Origin of the sequence: Achromobacter deleyi, from assembly GCF_013116765.2 — a bacterium.
Taxonomy (GTDB): Bacteria; Pseudomonadota; Gammaproteobacteria; order Burkholderiales; family Burkholderiaceae_B; genus Achromobacter; species Achromobacter deleyi_A.
On sequence record NZ_CP074375.1, the window covers coordinates 6,159,579 to 6,182,703 of the forward strand.

At 66.8% G+C, this 23,125-nt stretch carries 20 protein-coding genes and 6 tRNA genes; 6 read left to right on the forward strand and 20 right to left on the reverse strand.

Annotation, left to right across the window (positions count from 1 at the left end; translation table 11 throughout):
* The first annotated feature begins 51 nt into the window (after positions 1-51).
* On the forward strand, positions 52-603 hold the full coding sequence (gene mobA / locus HLG70_RS27940) for a molybdenum cofactor guanylyltransferase MobA (RefSeq protein WP_234103460.1): 552 nt from the start codon (positions 52-54) through the stop codon (positions 601-603).
* On the opposite strand, the gene HLG70_RS27945 is transcribed toward mobA, so the two are convergent.
* Genes HLG70_RS27945 through moaC form a run of 5 tightly spaced genes read right to left on the reverse strand, consistent with a single transcriptional unit; the run spans position 588 to position 3,523 of the window.
* Positions 588-1,793, reverse strand: coding sequence for a molybdopterin molybdotransferase MoeA (locus HLG70_RS27945; protein ID WP_171667139.1), 1,206 nt, complete (start codon positions 1,791-1,793; stop codon positions 588-590). The genes mobA and HLG70_RS27945 overlap by 16 nt on opposite strands.
* A 3-nt stretch (positions 1,794-1,796) precedes the next feature.
* On the reverse strand, positions 1,797-2,318 hold the full coding sequence (gene moaB / locus HLG70_RS27950) for a molybdenum cofactor biosynthesis protein B (RefSeq protein WP_171667138.1): 522 nt from the start codon (positions 2,316-2,318) through the stop codon (positions 1,797-1,799).
* The gene (locus HLG70_RS27955; protein WP_171667137.1) at positions 2,315-2,797 is read right to left on the reverse strand and encodes a molybdenum cofactor biosynthesis protein MoaE; all 483 of its coding nucleotides are present in this window, start codon (positions 2,795-2,797) and stop codon (positions 2,315-2,317) included. Before HLG70_RS27955 ends, moaB begins: the two co-directional genes overlap by 4 nt.
* A gap of 5 nt (positions 2,798-2,802) precedes the next feature.
* The gene (locus HLG70_RS27960; protein WP_171667136.1) at positions 2,803-3,054 is read right to left on the reverse strand and encodes a MoaD/ThiS family protein; all 252 of its coding nucleotides are present in this window, start codon (positions 3,052-3,054) and stop codon (positions 2,803-2,805) included.
* Complete coding sequence (gene moaC, locus HLG70_RS27965; RefSeq protein ID WP_171667135.1) at positions 3,035-3,523, reverse strand: cyclic pyranopterin monophosphate synthase MoaC; 489 nt, start codon at positions 3,521-3,523, stop codon at positions 3,035-3,037. Before moaC ends, HLG70_RS27960 begins: the two co-directional genes overlap by 20 nt.
* Positions 3,524-3,692: 169 nt before the next feature.
* On the opposite strand from moaC, the gene HLG70_RS27970 reads away from it, so the two are divergent.
* Complete coding sequence (locus HLG70_RS27970; RefSeq protein WP_171667134.1) at positions 3,693-7,220, forward strand: DUF748 domain-containing protein; 3,528 nt, start codon at positions 3,693-3,695, stop codon at positions 7,218-7,220.
* Between the two features lie 67 nt (positions 7,221-7,287).
* Positions 7,288-8,166, forward strand: a complete 879-nt coding sequence (locus HLG70_RS27975; RefSeq protein WP_171667133.1) for a dienelactone hydrolase family protein — start codon at positions 7,288-7,290, stop codon at positions 8,164-8,166.
* Positions 8,167-8,582: 416 nt separating this feature from the next.
* Here HLG70_RS27975 and HLG70_RS27980 read toward each other — a convergent pair whose 3' ends face one another.
* Positions 8,583-9,008, reverse strand: a complete 426-nt coding sequence (locus tag HLG70_RS27980; RefSeq protein WP_171667132.1) for a hypothetical protein — start codon at positions 9,006-9,008, stop codon at positions 8,583-8,585.
* A 242-nt stretch (positions 9,009-9,250) separates the two neighbouring features.
* Here HLG70_RS27980 and HLG70_RS27985 point away from each other — a divergent pair, with 242 nt between their 5' ends.
* On the forward strand, positions 9,251-9,754 hold the full coding sequence (locus tag HLG70_RS27985; RefSeq protein ID WP_171667131.1) for a peroxiredoxin: 504 nt from the start codon (positions 9,251-9,253) through the stop codon (positions 9,752-9,754).
* A gap of 83 nt (positions 9,755-9,837) precedes the next feature.
* Positions 9,838-11,247, forward strand: a complete 1,410-nt coding sequence (locus HLG70_RS27990; protein WP_171667130.1) for an MFS transporter — start codon at positions 9,838-9,840, stop codon at positions 11,245-11,247.
* Between the two features lie 10 nt (positions 11,248-11,257).
* On the opposite strand, the gene HLG70_RS27995 is transcribed toward HLG70_RS27990, so the two are convergent.
* The 9 genes from HLG70_RS27995 to HLG70_RS28035 all read right to left on the reverse strand — a co-directional run bounded on the left by HLG70_RS27995 (position 11,258) and on the right by HLG70_RS28035 (position 15,945).
* A complete protein-coding gene (locus HLG70_RS27995; protein WP_171667216.1) occupies positions 11,258-12,133 on the reverse strand; it encodes a DMT family transporter in 876 nt (291 codons plus the stop codon).
* A complete protein-coding gene (gene bioB, locus HLG70_RS28000) occupies positions 12,130-13,149 on the reverse strand; it encodes a biotin synthase BioB (RefSeq protein ID WP_171667129.1) in 1,020 nt (339 codons plus the stop codon). Before bioB ends, HLG70_RS27995 begins: the two co-directional genes overlap by 4 nt.
* A gap of 254 nt (positions 13,150-13,403) precedes the next feature.
* Complete coding sequence (locus HLG70_RS28005) at positions 13,404-14,918, reverse strand: helix-turn-helix transcriptional regulator (protein WP_171667128.1); 1,515 nt, start codon at positions 14,916-14,918, stop codon at positions 13,404-13,406.
* A gap of 203 nt (positions 14,919-15,121) precedes the next feature.
* Positions 15,122-15,198: transfer RNA gene (locus HLG70_RS28010), tRNA-Asp, on the reverse strand.
* 84 nt (positions 15,199-15,282) lie between these two features.
* A tRNA-Glu gene (locus HLG70_RS28015) sits at positions 15,283-15,358 on the reverse strand.
* Between the two features lie 34 nt (positions 15,359-15,392).
* Positions 15,393-15,468: transfer RNA gene (locus HLG70_RS28020), tRNA-Ala, on the reverse strand.
* A gap of 105 nt (positions 15,469-15,573) precedes the next feature.
* Positions 15,574-15,650 (reverse strand) — tRNA-Asp (locus tag HLG70_RS28025).
* Positions 15,651-15,731: 81 nt separating this feature from the next.
* Positions 15,732-15,807: transfer RNA gene (locus tag HLG70_RS28030), tRNA-Glu, on the reverse strand.
* 62 nt (positions 15,808-15,869) lie between these two features.
* Positions 15,870-15,945: transfer RNA gene (locus HLG70_RS28035), tRNA-Ala, on the reverse strand.
* Positions 15,946-16,334: 389 nt separating this feature from the next.
* On the opposite strand from HLG70_RS28035, the gene HLG70_RS28040 reads away from it, so the two are divergent.
* Positions 16,335-17,390, forward strand: coding sequence for an aldo/keto reductase (locus HLG70_RS28040; RefSeq protein ID WP_171667127.1), 1,056 nt, complete (start codon positions 16,335-16,337; stop codon positions 17,388-17,390).
* 7 nt (positions 17,391-17,397) lie between these two features.
* On the opposite strand, the gene lnt is transcribed toward HLG70_RS28040, so the two are convergent.
* From lnt to miaB, 5 genes are all read right to left on the reverse strand, one after another.
* A complete protein-coding gene (gene lnt, locus HLG70_RS28045; protein ID WP_171667126.1) occupies positions 17,398-19,026 on the reverse strand; it encodes an apolipoprotein N-acyltransferase in 1,629 nt (542 codons plus the stop codon).
* Entirely contained in the window at positions 19,023-19,913 is an 891-nt protein-coding gene (locus HLG70_RS28050) for an HlyC/CorC family transporter (RefSeq protein WP_171667125.1), read from the reverse strand. The genes lnt and HLG70_RS28050 overlap by 4 nt, the downstream gene beginning before the upstream one ends.
* A gap of 154 nt (positions 19,914-20,067) precedes the next feature.
* Entirely contained in the window at positions 20,068-20,541 is a 474-nt protein-coding gene (ybeY, locus tag HLG70_RS28055) for an rRNA maturation RNase YbeY (protein WP_171667124.1), read from the reverse strand.
* Complete coding sequence (locus tag HLG70_RS28060; protein WP_171667123.1) at positions 20,531-21,556, reverse strand: PhoH family protein; 1,026 nt, start codon at positions 21,554-21,556, stop codon at positions 20,531-20,533. The genes ybeY and HLG70_RS28060 overlap by 11 nt, the downstream gene beginning before the upstream one ends.
* Positions 21,553-22,986: a tRNA (N6-isopentenyl adenosine(37)-C2)-methylthiotransferase MiaB gene (miaB, locus tag HLG70_RS28065; protein WP_171667122.1), complete on the reverse strand. Its 1,434-nt coding sequence runs from the start codon at positions 22,984-22,986 to the stop codon at positions 21,553-21,555. The genes HLG70_RS28060 and miaB overlap by 4 nt, the downstream gene beginning before the upstream one ends.
* Between the last annotated feature and the right edge of the window lie 139 nt (positions 22,987-23,125).

The following is a 23,125-nucleotide window of genomic DNA, read 5'->3' on the forward strand; positions in this document are numbered from 1 at the left end:
TCCCGCAGCGGCGTCGCTGGCCTGATCCTGGCCGGCGGGCAGGGCTCCCGCATGAACCTGCAGGACAAGGGACTGGTCGCGCTTCGCGGCGAACCGATGGTGGCGCACGTCGCGCGGCGCCTTGCGCCGCAGGTGGCGCGGCTGATCATCAGCGCCAATCGCCACGCGGACCGCTATGCGCAATATGGCGAGGTCGTGCCGGATGGCGAGCCGCAGCTGGGCGCCTGGCAAGGGCCGCTGCTGGGCATCGCGGCCGCGCTGGCCGCCGCGTCCACGGAAGAATGGCTGGTGGTTGCGCCCTGCGACACGCCATTCCTGCCTGCGGACATGGCCGCGCGCCTGATCGGCGCGGCGCGGGCGGCGCAGGCGCCAATGGCCTATGCGGCGGCGGGCGGACAGCGGCATTCCGCCTGCATGGCGCTGCGCACGTCGCTGCTGCCCGGCTTGCTGGCGTACCTGCAAGGCGGTGACCGCAAGGTGGGGTTGTGGCAGGCCAGGGCCGGCGCCGTCGAAGCCCGCTTCGACGACGCGCCGCCTCATGCCTTCATGAACGTCAATACGCCCGAGGAGCTGGCGCTGGCCGAGCGCTACGCCAGCCAGTGACGCAGGTCGTAGTAGGCGACCCGGTCCTTGTCCTGGACCAGCACGTCCGCCGGAAGGCGGGCCAGGCCGGTGCACCAGGGCAATGAACTGATCACGCCCGAGCCCTGATGGCCGTAGGGCACCAGTTCGCCGCTGCCGTCATCGGACACGCGGCGCTGGACGCGCAGGAACTCCTCGCGGCCGTCCTGGCGCGGATGCTCGGTGCGCAGCGGCAGCTGGCTGACCGGCGGGAAGATCTCTTCGCGGCCCTGCATGCGGCGTATCAGCGGGGTCACCAGCATGGCGTAAACCGCATAGGCCGACACCGGATTGCCGGGCAGGCTGACCACGGGTTTGCCGTCGATCTGCGCCAGCGCCACCGGCTTGCCCGGTTTCATGCGCACTTTCCACAGCGACAGTTCGCCGCCCAGGGCGGCCAGCGCCGGCTTGACCAGGTCGCGCTCGCCCACCGAGACGCCGCCCACGCTCAGCACCAGATCGCAATCGGCCAGCAGCGTCTTGAAGGCGGCCAGCAGGTCGGCCTCGGTATCGCGGGCGTGCAGCACGTGGACGGGCAGGGCGCCCATCCCGCGCACCATCGCGGCCAGCATCGGCCCGTTGGAGTTGTAGATCTGTTCGGTCGCGCGCGGCTGGCCCGGCAGGACGAGTTCGTCGCCGGTGGTCAGGATGCCGACGCGCAACTGGCCGTATACCGGCACGGTGGCCAGCCCCTGCGAGGCGAGCAGGGCCACGTGCGCGGCTTGCAGCAAGGTGCCGGCCGGCAGCAGCGGGGCGCCGGCCATCGTGTCCTCGCCGCGGCGGCGGATGTGCTGGCCGGGCCTGGGTTCGCGGGATATCTGGACCTGGTTGTCGGCTTCGACGGTGTCTTCCTGCATGACCACCACGTCCGCGCCGGCGGGAATCACGCTGCCCGTGAACAGCCGGATGGCGTGACCGGGCTTGAGCGGCTCCGGCACGTCGCCGGCGTAGCAGCGCTGCTGGATCGGCAGGCGGGCATCGGCGCTCCAGTCGGCCAGGCGCAAGGCGTAGCCGTCCATGGCGCTGTTGTCGGCCGGGGGAATGTCGACCGTGGCTTCGAGGCTGCCGGCCAGGACGCGGCCGGCGACTTCCGACAGGCTGGCTTGTTCCGTGCGTTGCAGCGGACTGGCGGCATTGGCCAGCAAGGTCTGGGCTTGATCGAAATCCAGCATGGGTCAGTTTTCTTCTTCGCGTTTCTTGAACTGTGCGGCGAAATTGCACGGGCCGTGGCTGCTGTCGAGCTGTTCACGGAGGATTTGCGCCCAGGCGGTTTCGCAGGCGTTGTTGGAACCGGGCAGGCAGAAGATCAGGGTCTGGTTGGCCGAGCCGGCGAATGCGCGCGACTGGACGGTGGAGCTGCCGATCTCGGTGTAGGAGATCTGGCGGAAGAGCTCGCCAAAGCCCGGGATCTCGCGGTCCAGCAGCGGCATGATGGCTTCCGGCGTGTGGTCGCGATGCGAGAAGCCGGTGCCGCCCGTCGTCAGGATGATCTGCACTTCGGGGTCGGCGATCCAGTTGCTGATGACGCGGCGGATCTGATAGATGTCGTCGCGGACGATGTCGCGGCGTACGCATTGGTGGCCCGCATGCGCCAGGCTGTGCGCCAGCAGGTTGCCGGAGGTGTCGTCGCCGGCGCTGCGGGTGTCGCTGACCGTCAGCACGGCGCAGGCCAGCGAGACCTGGTTTGCTTCGCTCATGGGTTCTCCTTCTTGTTGGCGGTGTCTTCATCCCAGGACTCGGTGCGGTCCTGGTCGGATTGGCGCTGTTCCACCCAGAAGCTGCTGCCGCCCGCAAGGGTCTCGCGCTTCCAGAAGGGCGCGCGGGTCTTGAGCGCGTCGATGATGTATTCGCAGCCGCGGAAGGCGTCGCCGCGATGGGCGCTGGCCGCCGCCACGAAGACGATCTGCGCATTGCGCGAGAGCGCGCCCACCCGGTGCACGATGACCGTGCCGTCCAGGTTCCAGCGCGCGCGGGCGGTGGCGGCGATTTCTTCAAGCTCGCGTTCGCACATGCCCGGGTAGTGTTCGAGATAAAGCGTTTCGGTGGGCGAGTCGGGCGCGTAGTCGCGCACATAGCCCACGAAGGTGACGATGCCGCCCACGCCCGGACCGGCGCGTTCCCGCAGCGCGGCCGTGAGCGCGGCGCCGTCGAAGTCGGCTTCCTGGACGCTGATCATGGCGTTCAACCTCCGGTGACGGGTTCGAACACGGCGACCTCGTCGCCCGCGCGGATCGGCGCCGACGGCTTGGAGTGGGTCTGGTTGATGGCCAGTTTCAGGCGCGCAGCCGGTTCAAGCTGCGGGTAGCGTTCGCCCAATGCCGCCAGCAACTGAGCGCCGGTGGATTCGCCTTCTACAGGCCAGGCCTCGGCGCGCTTGCCGACCAGTTCGGCCACGCGCGCGAAATAGAGGAGATTAATCGTTGCGCCATTCACCGCTTTTGCCTCCCGCCTTGTACTTAAGGCGAACTTGTTCGATCACGATGCCCTTGTCGGCCGCCTTGCACATATCGTAGATGGTCAGCGCGGCGACGCTGCACGCCATCATGGCCTCCATTTCCACACCGGTCTTGTAGCTGGTGCGGCAGGTGGCCAGCACATCGATGCGATGCTCGGCGTCGTCCAGGGAGAATTCAACGCCGACGAAGGCCAGCGGCAGGCTGTGGCACAGCGGGATAAGGTCGGCGCAGCGCTTGGCGGCCAGGATGGCGGCCACGCGGGCTGTGTTGAGGACCTCGCCTTTGCCCTGGCCCGGCTGGGTCAGGAGGCCATAGGCCACGGCGTTCATGCGCACGCTGGCGGTGGCGATCGCCACGCGTTCGGTGTCCGTCTTGGCGATGACGTCGACCATGCGGACCTGGCCGGCTTCATCCAGGTGGCTCAAGGTGGGGGTGGACGTGGACATGAGAATCGGGATCAGGAATTGTTAATGTTTGAAAAGAGCGGTCCCGGCTGGCCGGGAAGGGCCCCTGTTACGCCTATGATAGACGAGCAGTGAAGGGGGCGCGATAATCGCGCCTGTAGTCAGTGGAAGGACGGAATAATGGCCTTCAATAGTTATCAGGAGACTCGCGATGCCCGTGCGCATGCCCAAGCTTCGGTTCACCCGGCGCGCCGGCAAGATTCTTCTGGGCATCCTTGCGTTCTTGCTGATTCTTTGCGGCGTTGCCGCCTGGCAGGTCCCGAAGGTCCTGCATGACGTCCTGACCCAGGACGTCTCCAAAATGATCGGCCGCGACGTCTCCGTCGGCAAGATCACATTCAATCCCTTCACACTGACCGTCCGCGCGCGCGACCTGGCCGTAGCCCAGCCCGGCTCCCAGACCCCGCTCATGACGCTGGCGGAACTGGATGCCAGCGCGGCATGGACTTCGCTGTTCTGGTTCGCGCCCGTGGTCGATCGACTGACCCTGCGCCAGCCTAACATCGCCATCGTCCGCGAAGACGTCACGCGATTCAATTTCTCTGATATTGAGCAACGCGTGGCCGAATTGACGGCCTCCAAGCCCGAGGAACCGCCCAAGCCGGACGAAGGGCTGCCGCGCTTTTCGCTGAACAACATGGTGATCGACGGCGGCTCCATCACGCTGGACGACAAGGTCACCGGCCGCAAGCAGGTGGTGGACGAGCTGGGCGTGGGCGTGCCGTTCATTTCCACGTTCGGGTACGCCACCGATATCGACGTCCAGCCCCGCCTGCACCTGCGCATCAACGGCAGTCCCTTCGACCTGACCGGCGTGGCGCGCCCCTTCGACGTGGTGCCCTCGTCCACGCTGCGCGTGGCGTTCAACGGGCTGCAGCTGGAAAAGTGGGCCGATGTCTGGCCCATGCCCCTGCCGTTCAAGGTCGAGAGCGCGCTGCTGGACTCGAACCTGCAGATCCTGTTCGAGCAGCCCAAGGACGCCCCGCCCAAGATCCGCATCGTGGGCGACCTGGGCCTGCGCCGTCTGGACCTGCGCGACACCGCCGGCGAGGCCCTCGCGGCCTGGAGCGCGCTCACCGTCACCCGGCTGGAACTGGAGCCGATCGCCCGTCAGGTCTATATCGGAGAAGTGGGCCTGTGGGCCCCGCAGATCCAGGTGCGGCGGCACGCCAACCAGCACCTGAACTGGCAGGACGTGGTCGCCGGTCTCAAAGCCCTGGGCGGCGTGGAGCCGACCGCCACGCCGGTGATCGACAAGATGAAGAAGGCCAGCGGCATCGAGCCCGCCGCGCCGGCGGCGCCCGATGCGCCCGTCGCGTCGCCCACGCCCGAGGCAGCCGCCACGCCCGCGGCAACGGCGGCATCCGCCACCGCCGCGCCGGAACCGCCGTCCACGCCGGCGCCCGCGCCCCAGCCCGCCGCGCCCGGCGAATGGAAGGTCACCCTGGACGCCTTCAACCTGCATGAAGGCGAGGTCTACGTCACGGATGCGATCAGCAAGCTGGACTACGTGATGACCGGCCTGGCCGCCACGGTAGAGGGCGTGACGCTGCCGCAGGCGCCGGACCAGCCCATCAACCTGTGGCTGACCATGGACAACAGCACCGACGGCGGCTGGCTGCGCGCCAAGGGGCCGCTGGTGATCAAGCCGCTGTCGCTCGAACTGGGCGTGCGCCTGGGCAACGTGGCCCTGGCGCCTTTGGCGCCGGCCGTGCGCAGCGCGGCGCCGATCACCCTGCTGGACGGCAGGCTGGGCGCAACCGCGCAGATCCATGTGCGGGAAAAGAACGGCGCGGTGGACACCTCGGCCACCGCCGTGCAGGCCGACCTGACGCAATTCAAGGCGCGGGATGAAACGTTCAAGCCCGCGCTGGACATCGCCTTGCAGACCCTGCATGTGACGGCCGACCGTCTTGCCATGGGGCCCGGCCAGAGCAACTTCACGCTGGCGGCCGCCGGCATACAAGGCAACGGCAAGCTGAACCTGCAGGGCGCGTTCACCCCGCAGCCGCTGACCGTCAAGACCTCCGTGGACCTGTCCGGATTGAACGTCGCTTCGTTCGCGCCGTATGCGGCGTCCAGCCTGAACGCCACCGTGCGCGCCATCACGCTGGGCGCAAAGGGCAACGCCGAGTTCGCCGCCGCCGCCGGCAATGCGCCCATGAAAGCGGCCTGGAAGGGCGGTGTCGAAATCACCGATGTCGACCTGCAAGACCGCGTCAACCAAGACGATTTCCTGAACTGGAAGCGGCTCGGCTTTTCCGGCATGGACATCTCCGTGGCGGGCGACAAGATCGGCGCGAAGCTGGGCGACATCGCCCTGGAAGACTTCTACGGCCGGATACTGCTCAATGCCCAGGGCCGGCTGAACGTCATGGACCTGGTGGCTGCGCCGGGGCAGGCCGGCGGCTCCATCACCCAGGACACCCAGACTCCCGGCCGCGCCGCGGCGCCGCCCGCTCCGGCCGCCAAGAGCAGCGGGGGCATGCCGGACATCTCGGTCAACAGCGTCACCTTGAACCGCGGCCGCATGACCTTCACCGACCGCTTCGTCAAACCCAACTACGTGGCCGAGCTGTCCAGCATCGAGGGCGGCATCACCGCGGTCTCGTCCACCAATCCCCAGCCCGCCAAGGTCAAGGTCACCGGCCGGGTCTACACGACCGCGCCCCTGTCCATCAGCGGCGTCGTGCAGCCCTTCGCCAAATTCCTGTCGCTGGACCTGAAGGCGTCCGCCAAGGGCGTGGACCTGCCGCGCTTCAACACCTATTCCGCCAAGTACGTGGGTTACCCGATCAAGCGCGGCAAGCTGTCGGTGGACCTGGAATACAAGATCAAGAACCGCGCCTTGCAGGCCTCCAACCACGTCGTGCTCAACCAGCTCACGTTCGGCGACAAGACCAACAGCCCGGACGCCACCAAGCTGCCGGTGCTGCTCGCCGTGGCCTTGCTAAAGGACTCGCGCGGCAACATCGACATCAACCTGCCGATCTCGGGCTCGCTGGACGACCCGGAGTTTTCGGTCGGCGGCATCGTGGTGCGCGTCTTGCTGAACCTGGTGGTCAAGGCCGTCACCTCGCCCTTCAGCCTGCTGGCCTCGGCGTTCGGCGGCGGCGAAGAGCTGTCCTATGTGGAATTCGCGCCGGGCAGCGCGCAGCTGACCGAAGACTCGGTGCAGCGCATCGACACCCTGACCAAGGCTTTGGTGGACCGCCCCGCGCTGAAGATGGACATCAGCGGCCGCGCCGATCCCAAGACCGACATCGAAGGCCTGCGCCAGGCCTGGGTAGAAGGCAAGATCCGCGCCGCCAAGGCCGCCGCCACCGCGCCCCGGGGCAAGAAGCCCAATCCGGCCGGTGTCGAGGTCACGGGTGCCGAGCGCGCCAAGTACCTTGAAGAGGTCTATGACGACACGGATATCAAGGACAAGCCGCGCAATCTCATCGGCATGGCCAAGTCCATTCCCGCTGAGCAGATGGAGCAAATGCTGCGCGGGGTGGCTCCCGTCGGCGAGGAGCAACTGCGCCAACTGGCGGATGCCCGAGCGCAGGCGGTTTATGAGAAGTTGCAAGCCCAGGAAGGACTCGCGGATCGCGTGTTCATCGTTGCGCCGCAGCTGGACACCGATGGCATCAAGGACGAGGGGCAACCCTCGCGCGTGGACTTCTCCCTGAAGTGAACTCGGCAGGCCGCGGAAGGGACGCAAACGCGTCCCCCGGGGCTTGTCTTATTCCCGGAGATTCTCGATGAAAGACCAGGACGCGCAGTTCGACAGCTTGCTTCCGCCCTTGCGGCTGGACCGGCGGGGCTTCATCGCCACCACGGTGGCGGCAGGATTCTCGCTGGCGGCAGGCCCGGCCGCGGCGCAGACCGCCATCGCCACCGACGCCAACGGACTGTTGGCAGGCAAGATCGACATCCCCACCCCGGACGGCAAGATGCCCGCCTATCGGGCCGCCCCGCAGGGCAAGAAGAACCTCCCCACCCTGATCGTGGTGCAGGAGATCTTCGGCGTGCACGAATACATCCAGGACGTATGCCGCCGGCTGGCCCACCAGGGCTACCTGGCGATCGCGCCCGAACTCTACGCGCGCCAGGGCGACCCGTCCAAATACACCGAGATCCCCAAATTGCAGGCCGAAGTCGTGAGCAAGGTGCCGGACGCGCAGGTGCAGCGCGACCTGGACGCCACGGCCGCCTGGGCTGCGGCCAACGGCGGCAACCCGGACCGGCTGGGCATCCTGGGCTTCTGCTGGGGCGGCCGCCAGGTCTGGCTATACGCCGCGCACAACCCCAAGCTGAAGGCCGGCGCCGCCTGGTACGGCCAGCTGGCGGGCGAACCCAGCGAACTGAAGCCCAAGGCCGTGCTGAGCATCGTCAACGACCTGAAGGCCCCGGTCCTCGGCGCCTACGGCGGCAAGGACGCCGGGATCTCCCAGTCCGACGTAGACCGCATGCGCATCGAACTGGCCAAGGGCACAGCCGCCGCCAAGGCCTCGCGCATCGACATCTACCCCGACGCCCCGCACGCCTTCCACGCGGACTACCGCCCCTCCTACCGCAAGGCCGAGGCGGAGCAGGCCTGGACCAGGATGCTGGACTGGTTCAAGCAAAACGGGCTTTGACGCCGTCTTGTGACCCCTGACCCGCGCATCCGTGTCAGACACATGTGCCCACACGCGAAGCGTCGTCGCCACGACGCAAGCCCCTGTGTAAGCGCCCAAAGGCCGCCCGCGCGGCCGGCCGGGCGCGGGCCCCGCAAGATCTTCCACCACCCACCACGCGTGGCGAGAACCAGAAGAACACCGTCCGCCCCGGCGCCCGTAAAGATCAAACCACCAGAGCCTGGCGTGGCGGGGGCCTGGGGTACGCGAGGCGTCGATAAGCCCGAGGGAATCTGAAGGAACCGCCAAAGGCGGTGACGAAGATGACGACGGGGCAGTCCGGAGCGAAGGCTCCGGACCGCAATCGCAGCCCCGCGTACCCCAGGCCCCCGCCACGCCAGGCGTCTAAAGAACCATCACCCGCCCCAAGATCCCCCCTAGCGAGCCTTCTCCCCCGGCAACCCATCACTAACCTCCGCCAAGGCATTCTTCATCTCTTCATACCCAATCACCCGCTCGTTCTGAAAGCTCCCCAGCACCCCCCGGCAGCCATCCACCCCCGAGCGCTTCATCTCATCCATCATCGTCTTCCCCTGCGCCATCCCCTTCTGGTACAGCCCGTCATACCCGCCCGCCGAAAACTGATACTCCTCGGCGTACCGCAGCAGATTCTTGCGCGCCGTGGCCTGGTGCTGGGCCAGGTCGGGTTCGGAAGCGCCGCAAGCGCGCGCGGCGCCATTGGAGGCGCCCGCTGCAACGACGAAGGAATCGAATTGGGCCTGTTCGGCGGCGTCCGGAGCCGCCCAGGCCGGGGCGGCGGCGGCCAGCGCCCAGGCCAGCCCGGTGGTCAAGATCTTACGCATCGCAAAGCCTCCCTATGAAGCCCCCCGGGCCACTGCCAGGGCAGCCGCGACAGGCGATGGTTACCACGGCATTATGGCAACCACCCGTTTCCGGGCCATGTAGCGGTCGTGTTGAGTCGTTTCAGACTGTGCATCTTCTTTTCCCCTGTCCCCGAAGGCTGCAACCCGGCCCCGCAAGAACTATGATGGTGCCTGTGAGGCGCTCCTGCCTCAATGCATTGCCCCCATTCCTGGAGATTTACATGACGATCAAAGTCGGCGACCGCGTGCCCGATGGCACCCTGACCGAATTCATCGAAACCGAAACCGCCGGTTGCTCGCTCGGCCCCAACGCGTTCCAGGTCGCCGACCTGACCCGCGGCAAGACCATTGCGCTGTTCGCCGTGCCCGGCGCCTTCACCCCCACCTGCTCGGCCAAGCATCTGCCGGGCTACGTGGAACAGGCCGCGGCGCTGAAGGCCAAGGGCATCGATGAAATCTGGTGCGTGTCCGTCAACGACGCCTTCGTCATGGGCGCCTGGGGCCGTGAACAGAAGACCGACGGCAAGGTCCGCATGCTGGCCGACGGCTCCGCGCTGTGGACCAAGGAACTGGGCCTCGAACTGGACCTGATCCAGCGCGGCATGGGCGTGCGCTCGCAGCGCTACTCGGCGCTGATCGTCGACGGCGTGGTCAAGCACCTGAACGTGGAAGCCGCTGGCAAGTTCGAAGTCAGCGACGCCGCCACGATGCTCTCGCAGGCCTGATCCCGTAGTTCCTGTTTTACCGCTCAACGCGCGGGCCGCCCCGGCGGCCCGCCGCGCTTGCGCCAGCAGCGGTCGCCGACGCCATGCTCTCCACCATCTCATCTTTCTCGTCGCTCTATTTTGCGACCTTGCTGATGCTCATCGGCACGGGTCTGTTCAACACCTACATGGGCCTGAGGCTGACCTCCCAGTCGGTCAGTGAAGTGTGGATCGGCGCCTTGATCGCCGGCTACTACCTGGGCCTGGTGTGCGGCGCGCGGCTGGGGCACAAGCTCATCATCCGCGTCGGCCATATCCGGGCGTTCGTCGCCTGCGCGGCCATCGCCACCAGCATGATCCTGGCGCAGACGCTGGTGGATTCCATGCCGGTCTGGCTGGTGTTCCGCGTCATTTCCGGCATCGTGATGGTGACGGAATTCATGGTCATCGAGAGCTGGCTGAACGAGCAAACCGAAAACCACCAGCGCGGCCGGGTCTTCTCCGTCTACATGGTCGTGTCCGGCCTGGGCACCGTGCTGGGGCAATTGGCGCTGACCGCCTACGCCACGCTGGACCTGCGGCCGCTGACCCTGGTGGCCATGTGTCTGGTGCTGTGCCTGGTGCCGCTTGCCGTCACCGCCCGGTCGCACCCGCCCACGCCCCTGCCGGCGCCGCTGGATATCCGCTTTTTCATGCGCCGCGTGCCGCTGTCGATGACGGTGCTGTTCGTGGCGGGCAACCTTTCCGGGGCCTTCTATGGCCTGGCGGCCGTCTACGGCGCCAAGCACGGCCTGTCCACCTCGCAGGCCGCCGTCTTCGTGGCCGCCGCCGTCACGGCGGGCCTGTTGTCGCAATGGCCCATGGGCTGGCTGTCCGACCGCATCAACCGCGCCGGCCTGATCCGGTTCAACGCCTTGCTGCTGGTGGTGCTGCCCACGGTCATGTGGGGCTGGATCACGCTGCCCTTTTGGGCGCTGGTCGCCATGTCCTGTGTCTTCGGCATATTGCAGTTCACGCTCTATCCGCTGGGCGCGGCGTTCGCCAATGACCACGTCGAGTCCGAGCGGCGCGTGAGCCTGTCGGCCGTGCTGCTCATGACCTATGGCGTGGGCGCCTGTATCGGCCCCATGGTCGCGGGGCTGATGATGTCCCTGGGCGGCCCCAGCATGTATTACGTCTTCATCTCGGCCTGCGCCGTGATCCTGGTCTGGCAGGTGCGTCCCACGCGCGTCACGGGCGCGCACCAGGTCGACGAGGCGCCGACGCATTTCGTGCCCATGCCCGACACCTTGCAGAGCTCGCCCGCGTCGGCGGTGCTGGATCCGCGGGTGGACCCCGAAAACGACATCGCCATGGAAATGGTGCAGCCGGACCCGTCCGCCGCGCCCGCGCCGCCGGAACCCGTGGCCGAGCCGGAACCGGTCCGCGCCGATGCCGGCGCGGCCGACGGAGCGCCGCCGGACCTGCCCGACGAATCCGCCGAGCCCGAGCGCCAGGTCCGCACCGGCACCTGACGAGGCGCCCCTACCACGGCGCCATCAGCAGGATGGCAGTAAGGGCCAGCGCAATGCCCAGGACGTTCACCCGCGTCAGCGGCTCGCGGAAGGCCAGCGCGCCCACCAGCGTGCCCAGCGTGATCACTCCCATGTTCATCGACGCGAACACCAGCGCGGGATGCTCGGGCAGGGACTGGTGCGCCCGGATATAGGTCAGGATATTGCCGAAGTTGGCCAGGCCCAGCGCCACGCCGGCCGCCAGATGGCGGGCCTGCCAGCGCACCCGGCGCCAAAGCAGATAGGCCAGCATCAATACGCCGGCCAGCACGAAGGCCAGCAGCAGGCCCCCGGCGAACGCGGTGCCGGTGCGCGCCACCTGCTTGAACAGGATGTCGATCACGCCGTAGCCGGCCCACACCACCATCGGCCACAGCCACATCGCGCGGCGGTCCTCGGGCGCGCTGGCGCCTGCGGCCTGCGCCCGGGGCGGCTGGCGCAACAGGCAGAACAGGGCGCTGAACGCCAGAAGGATCGCCGCCAGCTTGCGGCCGCTGACGGGCTCGCCGAACAGCAGGAACGCGGCCAGCAGCGGGATGAAGAGCGACAGGCGCTGCGCGGCGTCGCTGCGCACGATGCCGGCGTGCCGCAGCGCCGCCGCCATCGCCAGGAAGACGCTGGGCAGCAGCACGCCCAGCGCCGCCAGCACCAGCCACGGCGTCTGCGGCGCGAACAGGCGCGCCGGGTCCGGCCGCAGCACCGCCCAGCAGAGCAGGGCGGCCACGGCATAATTCATGGCGATCGCCTGCCGCACGTCCACCTGGTAGCGCCGGGCCAGCTTCAGCAGCACGGCCACGGTGACGCTGCAGAGGACGCTGGCCGCCAGGTACAGCAGGCCCGGCGTCAACGGCACGTGGCGGTCTCGTGATGGACGTGCTGGGCCGCGTCGATCCGCATGCCCAGGCGTTCCAGCAGGCGCTGGTCGGCTTCCATCTGCGGGTTTGCCGTGGTCAGCAGCGCATCGCCGTAGAACATGGAGTTGGCGCCGGCCATGAAGCACAGCGCCTGCAGCGCGTCGTCCATGGCTTCGCGCCCGGCCGACAGGCGCACTGCCGCGCGCGGCATGGCGATGCGCGCGACCGCGATGGTGCGGACGAATTCGAACGGGTCCAGCGCCTCCACGCCAGCTAGCGGCGTGCCCTCCACCTGCACCAGGTTGTTGATCGGCACGGACTCGGGATAGGGCTCCATGCTGGCCAACTGGGCGATCAGGCCCGCTCGTTCGCGGCGGGACTCGCCCATGCCCACGATGCCGCCGCAGCACACGTTGATGCCGGCATCTCGCACGCGGTCCAGCGTGTCCAGGCGGTCCTGGTAGGTACGCGTGGAAATGATCTTGCCGTAGAACTCCGGCGAGGTGTCCAGGTTGTGGTTGTAGTAGTCCAGTCCGGCGTCTTTCAACTGCTGGGCCTGGCCTTCGCGCAGCATGCCCAGCGTCACGCAGGTTTCCAGGCCCAGCGCCTTTACCGCGCTGACCATCTCGGCCACGGCGTCCAGGTGGTGGGGCTTGGGGCTGCGCCAGGCGGCGCCCATGCAGAAGCGTTGCGCGCCGCCGGCCTGGGCGGCGCGGGCCGCGGCGACCACCTCATCCAGCGGCATCAGCTTGTCGGCGTCCAGGCCGGTGTCGTAGTGCGAGGACTGCGGGCAATAGGCGCAGTCCTCGGGACAGCCGCCGGTCTTGATCGACAGCAGGCTGGACAGCTGGATGGCGTTCGGATCGAAGTGGGCGCGGTGGGTCTGCTGGGCCCGGTGCACCAGATCCATAAACGGCAGTTCATAGAGCGCCATGATGTCGGCGGCGCTCCAGGCGGGGGCGGGCAGGCGCTTGGGCGCCGTCGGGACGGGGATGTAGGCGGTCTGCAAAGTCGGGCTCCTGTTCGGTCTTACTGGGATCGCGCCGCAAAGCCATCAAGGCAAGGGCGGGATCGGCGGATCGTAAGAACCTGTGCAGGGTTTGCGCAATGCGGGCCGCAAGGCCGGTTTTCGGGGTGTGTTGGGCGGGCGTTCGGAGGAAATGGCCGCTTTTGGGTGGCCTCGACTTCTAACGCGGCGTCATCTTCGGCGACCCCGCAGGGGCGGATATTTTGATTCAAATTGTAAATTAAGGCGGGCGGCCATCATGTCTTTGGCCGCTTGTCCCGCGCGCGGGCATGCTCATGCCCTGTGATGCCGCGGTCCCGCGCCCAGACGATGGCGGCGCTGCGCCGATGCACGCCGATCTTGCTGTAGATCGTGGCCACGTGATTGCGCACCGTGTTGCGGGACAGCTTGAGGGTCTTGGCGATGCCATCGTCATCGTGCCCCTGGCACAGCAACCCCAGGACCTCGCGTTCGCGCGAGGTGAGCTGCGCCAGTTCCGCGACGTCGCGGGTGGCCGGCGCGGGCTCGCGCAGTTGGGCCAGCTTTTCGATGATGCCCCGGCTGAACCACGAAGTGTCCTGCATGACGGCCTCGATCGCCGTCAGCAGCTCGGTCTCGGAGCGCTTGCGTTCGGTGATGTCCTGCATGACCACAAGCACGCGCCGTTCGCCGCCGATCATCACCGGCTCGGCCGACACCAGGCAGTCCAGCTGCCCGCCGTCCTGCGCGGTCAGCATGGCTTCACGGTTGCGGGCGCTTTCGCCGCGCTTCAGGCTGGCGACCATGCCTTCGTAAGGCCGCAGCCCCAGTCCGGCAAGATCCACGTCCGCGCCGCTTTCCAGCGAGGCCCCGGTGGCCGCCTCGAAGGCCTCGTTGATGTCCAGCACGTGCAGGGTGACGCCATCGCATACCGCCATGGGCACGGGCGCCAGCCGGAAAGCCTTGGAGAAGCGTTCTTCGCTTTCCCGCAGCGCCACCTCGGTTCGCTTGCGGGCCTCCAGGTCAATGAAGGTGAACAACATGCAGGGTTCGTCCTGCATGTCGATGGGCTGGCCCGCAACCACCACGAACTTGGCGCTGCCGTCGGGCAGCTTCACGGTGCCTTCGCGCTGCGCGATGGTCTGGCCTTCGTTGAGTTTGGCGACGGCCGCTTCCTTGTCTTCGCCGCCGTCCAGCACATCCAGTTCGTACGCCGATTTGCCCAGCACGGCGTCGCGCGTGTAGCCGGTCATTTCCAGGAATCCCTGGTTGACCTTCACATACCGCAGGTCCGACAGGCGGCAGACCAGCGCGGGGGCGGGATTGGCGGAAAACGTGCGTTCGAAGCGTTCTTCGGCGTTGATCTGTCCGGTCTGGTCGTGCAGGATCAGCACGCGGTAGGCGACTCCGGCGTCATCGTCCAGGTTCAGACCGCGCGCCAGCACATGGCGCAGGAATTCCTCGTCGTCCTTGCGGCTCAGGTCCAGCAGCAGCTCGTCGAAGGCCTCCGCGGCCTGCAGGCGGTCCAGCGGGTACTGACGCGCCGGCACGCGATGATGATTGCGGTACGTGAGCGTGTAGCGCTTGCGGTAGCCGGCGGGCGTGCCGCCCAGGTCGTCCAGTTCGTCGGCGCCGTGCAGGCTGAGCGCGCTGGCGTTGGCCCAGGCGATCGATCCGTCGGCCTCAAGCAGGATGATGCCCTCGTTCAGGCCCGCGATGATGCGCTGCAGGTGTTGGCGATGCGCTTGGGGTGCGGCGTCTTTGGGGGTCACGTAGGCCTCGTTTCTTCGCATGGCGTATGCACACAGAATGAAGGCGCGCCGCCACGCTGTCCAGAGGGCAAAACGGACGAGACTGAGGGAAGGGGAGGATGGCGAAAAAAGGGGGGGATGGTGCTTGCGCCGCTGCGCAGGCACAAAAGCAAAAAGCTCCGGAATCCGGAGCTTTTGACGGCTGCTGCGTGGAGCAGCATTTTTGCGTAAAGCACAAAGTGCTTTGGCGGAGCGGACGGGGCTCGAACCCGCGACCCCCGGCGTGACAGGCCGGTATTCTAACCAACTGAACTACCGCTCCGCAGCGGCTTGTTTAACTGTACTTCTGAACTTCAATACTACACTGCGGTGTCAAGGCAGCTTGGTGCTACATGCCAGATGAAGCTGGCGTCCCCTAGGGGATTCGAACCCCTGTACTCACCGTGAAAGGGTGATGTCCTAGGCCTCTAGACGAAGGGGACCTGAACGAACAACTTTACTACTGTACTGCTTTACTGGTGGAGGTAAGCGGGATCGAACCGCTGACCTCTTGCATGCCATGCAAGCGCTCTCCCAGCTGAGCTATACCCCCAGGAAGTCCTGATGCCCCAAACTTCAGACAACAAGGTCTCACACTCTATAAAAGCAAAAAGCCCCGAAAACGGAGCTCTTGAAAGACTCTGAGCGAGAGAGCTTTTGGCGGAGCGGACGGGGCTCGAACCCGCGACCCCCGGCGTGACAGGCCGGTATTCTAACCAACTGAACTACCGCTCCGCAGCGGCTTACTCAACTACTTTGTCACTTCAACTGCATCTATTTACTGCACTTACTTACCGCAAACTGCTGCCAGTAAACTGGCGTCCCCTAGGGGATTCGAACCCCTGTACTCACCGTGAAAGGGTGATGTCCTAGGCCTCTAGACGAAGGGGACTCAGGACTTGCCGTACTAAACTTGCGCTACTAAATACTGGTACTGCCTTCTTCGCTGTTGACTGGTGGAGGTAAGCGGGATCGAACCGCTGACCTCTTGCATGCCATGCAAGCGCTCTCCCAGCTGAGCTATACCCCCGTTTCTCTAATCAATCCGTTCAACGTTTTACGAATTTGGGCACGTTTTACGGTGCGTTTTTTCGTAGTTCGTTGCCGGTTTTGTTTAGTGCCGTTGGCGAAGAAACGAGATTATGCACGAACTAAATTGGGTGTGCAAGTCGGTTCATGGGAAAAAGCTAAAAAGTTGCCAAAAAAGAGGGTTGGATCGCACGAATGAGTGGCTTTTTGGCGTGCCGCGGACCTCAAACGCGAATGCCGATTGATGCAGAATTCAACGAAATCAAAGGCTTGTGCGAGTGCTATCGTGGACGGAAAAAATTTATTCAATCTTTGTGGCTTTTGCGCCCGGGACTTTGCTGGACATCGTCACGCGCACAGGCAAAGGGATCCACAGATGAGCACATCTTCATGAACAGCAAGACCTCCTTTCCCACGCGGACCCTCGGCCGCAGCGGCATGGACATCACGCGTATCGGACTTGGCGCCTGGGCCATCGGTGGAAATGGATGGGCGGTGGGATGGGGCCCGCAGGATGATTCCGATTCCATCGCCGCGATCCGGCTGGCCGTGGATCGCGGCATCAACTGGATCGACACCGCGGCGGTGTACGGGCTGGGCCACTCCGAAGATATCGTGCGCCGCGCCCTGGCCCAGATGGCGCCGGACGACCGCCCGTATGTCTTCACCAAGTGCGGCCTGACCTGGTCCGCGGAACAGCCGCTGGCCACGCCGCGGCGCACGGGCGCGCCAGCCAGCATCCGCCGTGAAATCGAAGGCTCGCTGCGCCGCCTGGGCGTCGAACGCATCGACCTCTACCAGATGCATTGGCCGGCCGGCGACGGCACGCCGCTGGAGACATACTGGCAGGAGCTGCTGGACTTGAAGCAGGCCGGCAAGGTCAGGGCGATCGGACTGTCAAACCACAATCTTGCGCAGGTGCAGGACGCGGAATCCCTGGGGCACGTGGACTCGCTGCAGCCACCGTTCTCGGCGATCCAGCGCGCCGCGGGCGGCGACCTGATCCCATGGTGCGCCGGAAACGGCACGGGCGTGATCGTCTACAGCCCGATGCAGTCGGGCCTTCTGACCGGCGCCTTCAGCGTGCAGCGCGCGCTGGCCTTGCCCCAGGACGATTGGCGCGTGCGCCATGCGGAATTCAGGCCGCCCAATCTCGAGCGCAACCTGGCCCTGGCCGACGCCTTCAAGCCCATCGCGGAGCGCCACGGCACGACCGTTGCCGCCGCGGCGGCGGCATGGACGCTGGCGTGGCCGGGCGTGACGGGAGCCATCGTGGGCGCGCGCAGCGCCGCCCAGGTCAATGGCCTGCTGGGCGCGGCGGAGCTGGAGCTGGATGCGGAGGACATGCAGGCCATCGCGGAGGCGGTCGAACTGACGGGCGCGGGCGCCGGACCGCTGCGCCCGCCCGAGGAGAACGGCGCCTTGCCCGCGAACCTGTTCGCGTGAAGGCGGATCAGCGGCGGCGCGTCTTGCGGCCGCTGCCCACCGCGGCGATGAGCGCCAGGCCGATCAGGGCCAGCGCGGTCTTGTCGCCGAAACGCGCATAGGGGGTAAGCCCCGTCATGCCTTGCACGGATACCGGCAGTACGCCCGCCTGCAGCGGCGCAAGCTGTGCGGCCACCTCGCCCTTGGCGTTGATGGCGGCGGTAATGCCCGTGTTGGTCGCCGTGAGCATGGGACGCGCGGTTTCGATGGTGCGCAGGCGTCCGATCTGCAAATGCTGGCGCAAGGCCCAGGTATCGCCGAACCAGCCCAGGTTGCTGACGTTCACCAGGATGGTCGCGCCCGGCTCGCCGTTGGCGCCGGGTTGCAGCGCGGGCAGCAGGTCGGGCCCGAACAGATCTTCGTAGCAGATGTTGAACGCGATGTGCTGGCCGCCCACGGCAAAGGGCGTCTGGCGCTCGGCGCCGCGGTCGAAGTCGCCCAGCGGGATGTTCAGCATGTCCACGAACCAGTGGAACCCGGGCGGCACATACTCGCCCCAAGGCACCAGGTGGCGCTTGTCGTAGCGCATGGCGGGGTTGCCCGCCACCAGCTGCTCGACCGGCGTGTTGCCGTCAAAGCCCATGACGCTGTTGGTGTAGCGCTCGCGGCCGTTCACGCGGTCGTGCAGGGGCACGCCCATCGTGATGACGGTATTGCGCTGCGCGGCCAGATTGCGCCAGGTCTCCCAGATGCGCGGGTCGAGCTGGTCCTGGAAGATGGGCAGCACGGTCTCGGGCAGGATCACCAGTTGCGGGGCGGGCACGCCGGGCGCGGGCGGCATGGCCGTCAGGTCCAGGTGCCGCACCAGGCTTTGCTCGAGCAGCGCGGGGTCGAACTTCTGGGATTGTTCGATGTTGCCCTGGACCAGGCGCACGTTCAGTGCATCGCCGAACGGGACGGACCAGTCGATGCGGGCCAGCGGCCATCCCGCGCCTGCCAGGGCCAGCGCGACGCCGGCGGCCAGGGCATGGCGCGAGCCGAGACCGGCCTTTCGGGAGGGTTGCCACAGGCTGGCGACGGCGGCCGCGACGAAGGCGGCCAGGAACGCCATGCCATGCACGCCCAGCAACGGCGCCCAGCCCGCGATCGGGCTGTCGACCTGCGCATAGCCTATGTTCAGCCAGGGAAAGCCGGTAAACACCACGGCGCGCAGCCATTCGAACGCGGCCCACATCGCGGCCCAGGCGAGCGTGCCGGACAGGATGCGGGAAGGGGCCGAATCGGGAGCCAGCGGCGCGTAGCGCCGCGCCAGCGCGTTGGCGGTGGCGGGAAACAGCGCCAGGAAGGCTGACAGCGCCAGCACTGCGGCCACGGCCAGCGGCGCGGACAGATCGCCGTAGCGGTGCAGGCTGATGAAGATCCAGTACAGGCCCAGCGCATAGCTGGCAAAGCTGAACAGCCAGCCGCGCATCCACGCCTGTCTGGCGGACGGCGCATACAGGGTCACGCGGGCGAGAATGGCCAGCGCCAGGATCTGGGTGACCGCCAGCGCCCAACCCGGCAAGGGGCCGGGGGCGAAGGTCAGGGCGTGGACGGCGCCCGCCAGCACCAGGCCGGCGGCGCCGCGCAGGATTCGGCCGCGCGCGGGGCTGCTCATGCGTCGGCGGCGGGGCGGTCTGGTTGGGGCGTGGCGTTGCGTTTGACGCGCAGCCAGATGGCGCGGCGTGCGTCGCCGCGAGCCACTTCCATGCGCAGTCCGCCGAATTCGGCGTGGTCGCCCCGGCGCGGGATGCGGCCAAGCTGGCCGCCCATCCATCCGCCGACGCTGTCGTATTCGTCGTCCGGCAATTGGCAGCCGAACACTTCGTTGAAGTGCGAGATGTCGGTGGCCGCCAGGACGCGCCACTGGTTTTCGCCTTCGGGGAAGATGGAGTCTTCCTCGGTTTCGTCGAATTCGTCTTCGATGTCGCCGACGATCTGCTCAAGCACGTCTTCCATCGTGACCAGGCCGGAAATGCCGCCATGCTCATCGATGACGATGGCCTGGTGGTTGCGGCTGGCGCGGAACTCGTGCAGCAGCACGTTCAGGCGCTTGGATTCCGGGATGAACACGGCGGGGCGCACCAGCGTGCGCACTTCAATGCCGGGTTCCAGCATGCAGCGCAGCAGATCCTTGGCGAGCAGGATGCCGATGATGTTGTCGCGGTCGCCTTCGTAGACGGGGAACCGCGAATGCGCGGTCTCGATCACGTTGGCCACCAGGTAGGGAATGGGCTGCGTGACATCCAGCAGGTCCATGCGTGAGCGCGGGACCATGATGTCGCCGACGGTGCCCTCGGACACGGCGAGCGCGCCCTTGATCATCTTGTAGGATTCCGCGTCGAGCAACTGGCGTTCGTGCGCGGCTTCCAGAATGGCCTTGATGCCTTCGCGGTCCTCGGGCTCTCGGCGCACAAGGGAAAGCAGGCGGTCTAGAAGGGATTTGGTGGCGGGTTTGGCTGAGCGAGCAGGGGTCGCTTCGGGAGCAGGGTAAGGGTCAGACATCGTCCGGGAGGACAAGTTATGGAGGGCTCAGCATAACCGAAACTGGCTTCCAATTTGTAACGCGACTCATGAAAATGGGTGCAACCGACGCGATCTGCGCCTTGCTGCACGCCATTTTCGGACAATTTCTCAGGGTAGACCCGGTGGTCCCGATTCAGGGCGCGACGTAGGGGTCCGTGATGCCCATCCTGGCCAGCGTGGCCGTTTCCAGCGCTTCCATGCGCTTGGCGTCGCGAGCCTTGATGTGGTCATAGCCCAGCGAATGCAGCACGCCGTGGATGGTCAGGTGGGCGGCGTGGTCCAGCAGCGCCTTGCGCTGCTCGCGGGCCTCGCGCACCAGCACCGGCACGCACATCACGATGTCGCCGCGGGCAACGCCCAGCGGGTCCACGCCGTATTCGAACGTCAGCACATTGGTGGCGTAGTCGCGGCCCCGGAATTCCCGGTTCAGGCGCCGGCCCTCGGCCGTGCCCACCAGCCGCAGGCTGAGTTCGGCGGCCGAGAAACCGACCAGGCCGTCTTCGGCCGCGCCCGCCAGCGCGCGTTCCGCCCAGCGGCGCAGGCGCCAGCGGGGCAGGCGGGCTTCTTCCACCCCATACTGGACGGCAAGGGACAGCTCAGGCTTCATTTTCGGAGGCGCGGTCGTAGGCGTCGACGATGCGGGCGACCAGGGGGTGGCGCACGACATCGCGGCTGGTGAAACGGGTGGTGGCGATGCCCTGCACGTCATGCAGCACCTTCACGGCATGGGCCAGGCCGCTGTCCTGCCCGCGCGGCAGGTCCACCTGGGACGGATCGCCGGTGATGACGGCCTTGCTGCCAAAGCCGATCCGGGTCAGGAACATCTTCATCTGTTCCGGCGTGGTGTTCTGCGCTTCGTCCAGGATGACGAAGGCGTGGTTCAGCGTACGGCCGCGCATATAGGCCAGCGGGGCGATCTCGATGGTCTGCTTTTCGAACAGGCGCTGCACCTTCTCGAAGCCCATCAGGTCGTACAGCGCGTCATACAGCGGGCGCAGGTACGGGTCGACCTTCTGCGCCAGATCGCCGGGCAGGAAGCCCAGGCGTTCGCCGGCTTCGACGGCCGGACGGGTCAGCACCAGCCGCTGCACCGTGTCGCGCTCCATGGCGTCGATCGCGCAGGCCACGGCCAGCCAGGTCTTGCCGGTGCCGGCGGGGCCGACGCCGAAGGTGATGTCGTGCTTGAGGATGTTGTTCAGGTAGTCGCGCTGGCGAGGCGTGCGCGGACGCAGGTCGCTGCGCTTGGTGCGCAGGGCGATGCCGTCGCTTTCGTCGTCCAGGGCGGGCAGCGGGTCTGCTTCCTGCGCCTGCTCTTCCTTCAGCTTTTCCTCCTGCCGGCCGACGCCGATCTCGACGAGCCCCAGCTGGATGTCGTCGATCGACAGGGCACGATGCACGGCCTGGTCGTGGAAGCGGCGCAGCACGCGGCCGGCCAGTTCGGCCAGCTCGCCTTCAATCGTGACCCGGCTGCCGCGGCGCGACAGCTTGACGTTCATGCCGTCGGCAAGCTGCCGCAGGTTTTCGTCCAGCGGCCCGCAGAGATTGGCCAGGTGGGTGTTGTCGCCGTCCAGGGTGACGACGGCGGGCATGCTGCGACGCGCGCGGGAGCGGGAAGTGGTCATTCAGCCTCTTGGAAATTGCGGTCCACATCGGCCACGCGGGCGCGCAGCGAATTCGTGTGCGCCTCGGTGATGACGACGTCGACCATTTGTCCGATGAGCCGCGCGGGCGCGGGGAAATTCACGATGCGGTTGTTTTCGGTGCGGCCCATCAGTTCGTTCGGGTCGCGGCGCGAGGGGCCTTCCACCAGCAGGCGCTGGCGCGTGCCGATCATGTTGCGGGCGATGGTTGCCGCCTGCTCGTTGATCAGCGCCTGCAGGCGCTGCAGGCGGCGCAGCTTCACGTCCTGCGGGGTGTCGTCGGCCAGATCGGCGGCGGGCGTGCCGGGACGGCGCGAATACACGAACGAGAACGAGGTGTCGAAGCCGACGTCCTCGATCAGCTTCATCGTCTTTTCGAAGTCTTCCTCGGTTTCACCGGGAAAGCCCACGATGAAGTCCGAGGACAGCGTCAGGTCCGGACGCGCGGCGCGCAGGCGGCGCACCACGGACTTGAATTCAAGGGTGGTGTAGCCGCGCTTCATGCCGGCCAGCACGCGGTCGCTGCCCGCCTGCACCGGCAGGTGCAGGAACGAGACGAGCTTGGGCAGGCGGGCATAGGCGTCCACCATGCGCTGCGTCATCTCCTTGGGGTGCGAGGTCGTGTAGCGGATGCGTTCGATGCCCGGGATCTCGTGGACGTACTCCAGCAGCATGGCGAAGTCGGCGATCTCGTCCGTGTCCGCCATGCGTCCGCGGTAGGCGTTCACGTTCTGGCCCAGCAGAGTCACTTCCTTCACGCCCTGGTCCGCCAGGTCGGCCACTTCGATCAGCACGTCGTCGAAGGGGCGCGAGACTTCCTCGCCGCGCGTATAGGGCACGACGCAGAAGCTGCAATACTTGCTACAGCCCTCCATGATGGAGACGAACGCGGTCGCGCCGTCCACCCGCGGGGGCGGCATGTTGTCGAACTTCTCGATTTCCGGGAAGCTGATGTCCACCTGCGAGCGGCCTTCGTCGCGGCGGCGCTTGATCAGGTCGGGCAGGCGGTGCAGCGTTTGCGGGCCGAACACCACGTCGACATAGGGCGCGCGCTTGACGATGGCCTCGCCTTCCTGGCTGGCCACGCAGCCGCCCACGCCGATCACCAGGTTCGGGTTGGTCTTCTTCAGGTGCTGCACGCGGCCCAGGTCCGAGAAGACTTTTTCCTGCGCCTTCTCGCGCACCGAACAGGTGTTGAACAGGATGACGTCCGCCTCTTCGGGGTTGTCGGTCAGTTCCAGCCCCTGGTCGCCGCGCAGCACGTCGGCCATCTTGTCCGAGTCGTACTCGTTCATCTGGCAGCCGAAGGTGCGGATGTACAGTTTGCGGGGGGAGCCGACGTCGGCGGAGGGCAGGGCGGCGTTGCCGCCGTCGCGGGGGATGCCCGCGCGCTTGAGGGAGGTTTCTTGCATGATGGTCGCCGTAACGGGTGTAGATCCCGGGGGCTGAAAGGTAGGAAAGAGCGAATTTTAACCGTTGCGAGAGAATTGTTTCTTGGCCTGGCTCGTGGCTGCCGTTACGATAGCGCGCTGGCGGGCTTTCAGCCGCCAG

Excerpts from the sequence above, each read along its gene's own strand:
- mobA (WP_234103460.1), top strand. The coding sequence starts at position 52 with ATGAACCTGCAGGACAAGGGACTGGTCGCGCTTCGCGGCGAACCGATG.
- HLG70_RS27945 (WP_171667139.1), bottom strand. The coding sequence starts at position 1,793 with ATGCTGGATTTCGATCAAGCCCAGACCTTGCTGGCCAATGCCGCCAGT.
- moaB (WP_171667138.1), bottom strand. The coding sequence starts at position 2,318 with ATGAGCGAAGCAAACCAGGTCTCGCTGGCCTGCGCCGTGCTGACGGTC.
- HLG70_RS27955 (WP_171667137.1), bottom strand. The coding sequence starts at position 2,797 with ATGATCAGCGTCCAGGAAGCCGACTTCGACGGCGCCGCGCTCACGGCC.
- moaC (WP_171667135.1), bottom strand. The coding sequence starts at position 3,523 with ATGTCCACGTCCACCCCCACCTTGAGCCACCTGGATGAAGCCGGCCAG.
- HLG70_RS27970 (WP_171667134.1), top strand. The coding sequence starts at position 3,693 with ATGCCCGTGCGCATGCCCAAGCTTCGGTTCACCCGGCGCGCCGGCAAG.
- HLG70_RS27975 (WP_171667133.1), top strand. The coding sequence starts at position 7,288 with ATGAAAGACCAGGACGCGCAGTTCGACAGCTTGCTTCCGCCCTTGCGG.
- HLG70_RS27980 (WP_171667132.1), bottom strand. The coding sequence starts at position 9,008 with ATGCGTAAGATCTTGACCACCGGGCTGGCCTGGGCGCTGGCCGCCGCC.
- HLG70_RS27985 (WP_171667131.1), top strand. The coding sequence starts at position 9,251 with ATGACGATCAAAGTCGGCGACCGCGTGCCCGATGGCACCCTGACCGAA.
- HLG70_RS27990 (WP_171667130.1), top strand. The coding sequence starts at position 9,838 with ATGCTCTCCACCATCTCATCTTTCTCGTCGCTCTATTTTGCGACCTTG.
- HLG70_RS28005 (WP_171667128.1), bottom strand. The coding sequence starts at position 14,918 with ATGCGAAGAAACGAGGCCTACGTGACCCCCAAAGACGCCGCACCCCAA.
- HLG70_RS28040 (WP_171667127.1), top strand. The coding sequence starts at position 16,335 with ATGAACAGCAAGACCTCCTTTCCCACGCGGACCCTCGGCCGCAGCGGC.
- lnt (WP_171667126.1), bottom strand. The coding sequence starts at position 19,026 with ATGAGCAGCCCCGCGCGCGGCCGAATCCTGCGCGGCGCCGCCGGCCTG.
- HLG70_RS28050 (WP_171667125.1), bottom strand. The coding sequence starts at position 19,913 with ATGTCTGACCCTTACCCTGCTCCCGAAGCGACCCCTGCTCGCTCAGCC.
- ybeY (WP_171667124.1), bottom strand. The coding sequence starts at position 20,541 with ATGAAGCCTGAGCTGTCCCTTGCCGTCCAGTATGGGGTGGAAGAAGCC.
- HLG70_RS28060 (WP_171667123.1), bottom strand. The coding sequence starts at position 21,556 with ATGACCACTTCCCGCTCCCGCGCGCGTCGCAGCATGCCCGCCGTCGTC.
- miaB (WP_171667122.1), bottom strand. The coding sequence starts at position 22,986 with ATGCAAGAAACCTCCCTCAAGCGCGCGGGCATCCCCCGCGACGGCGGC.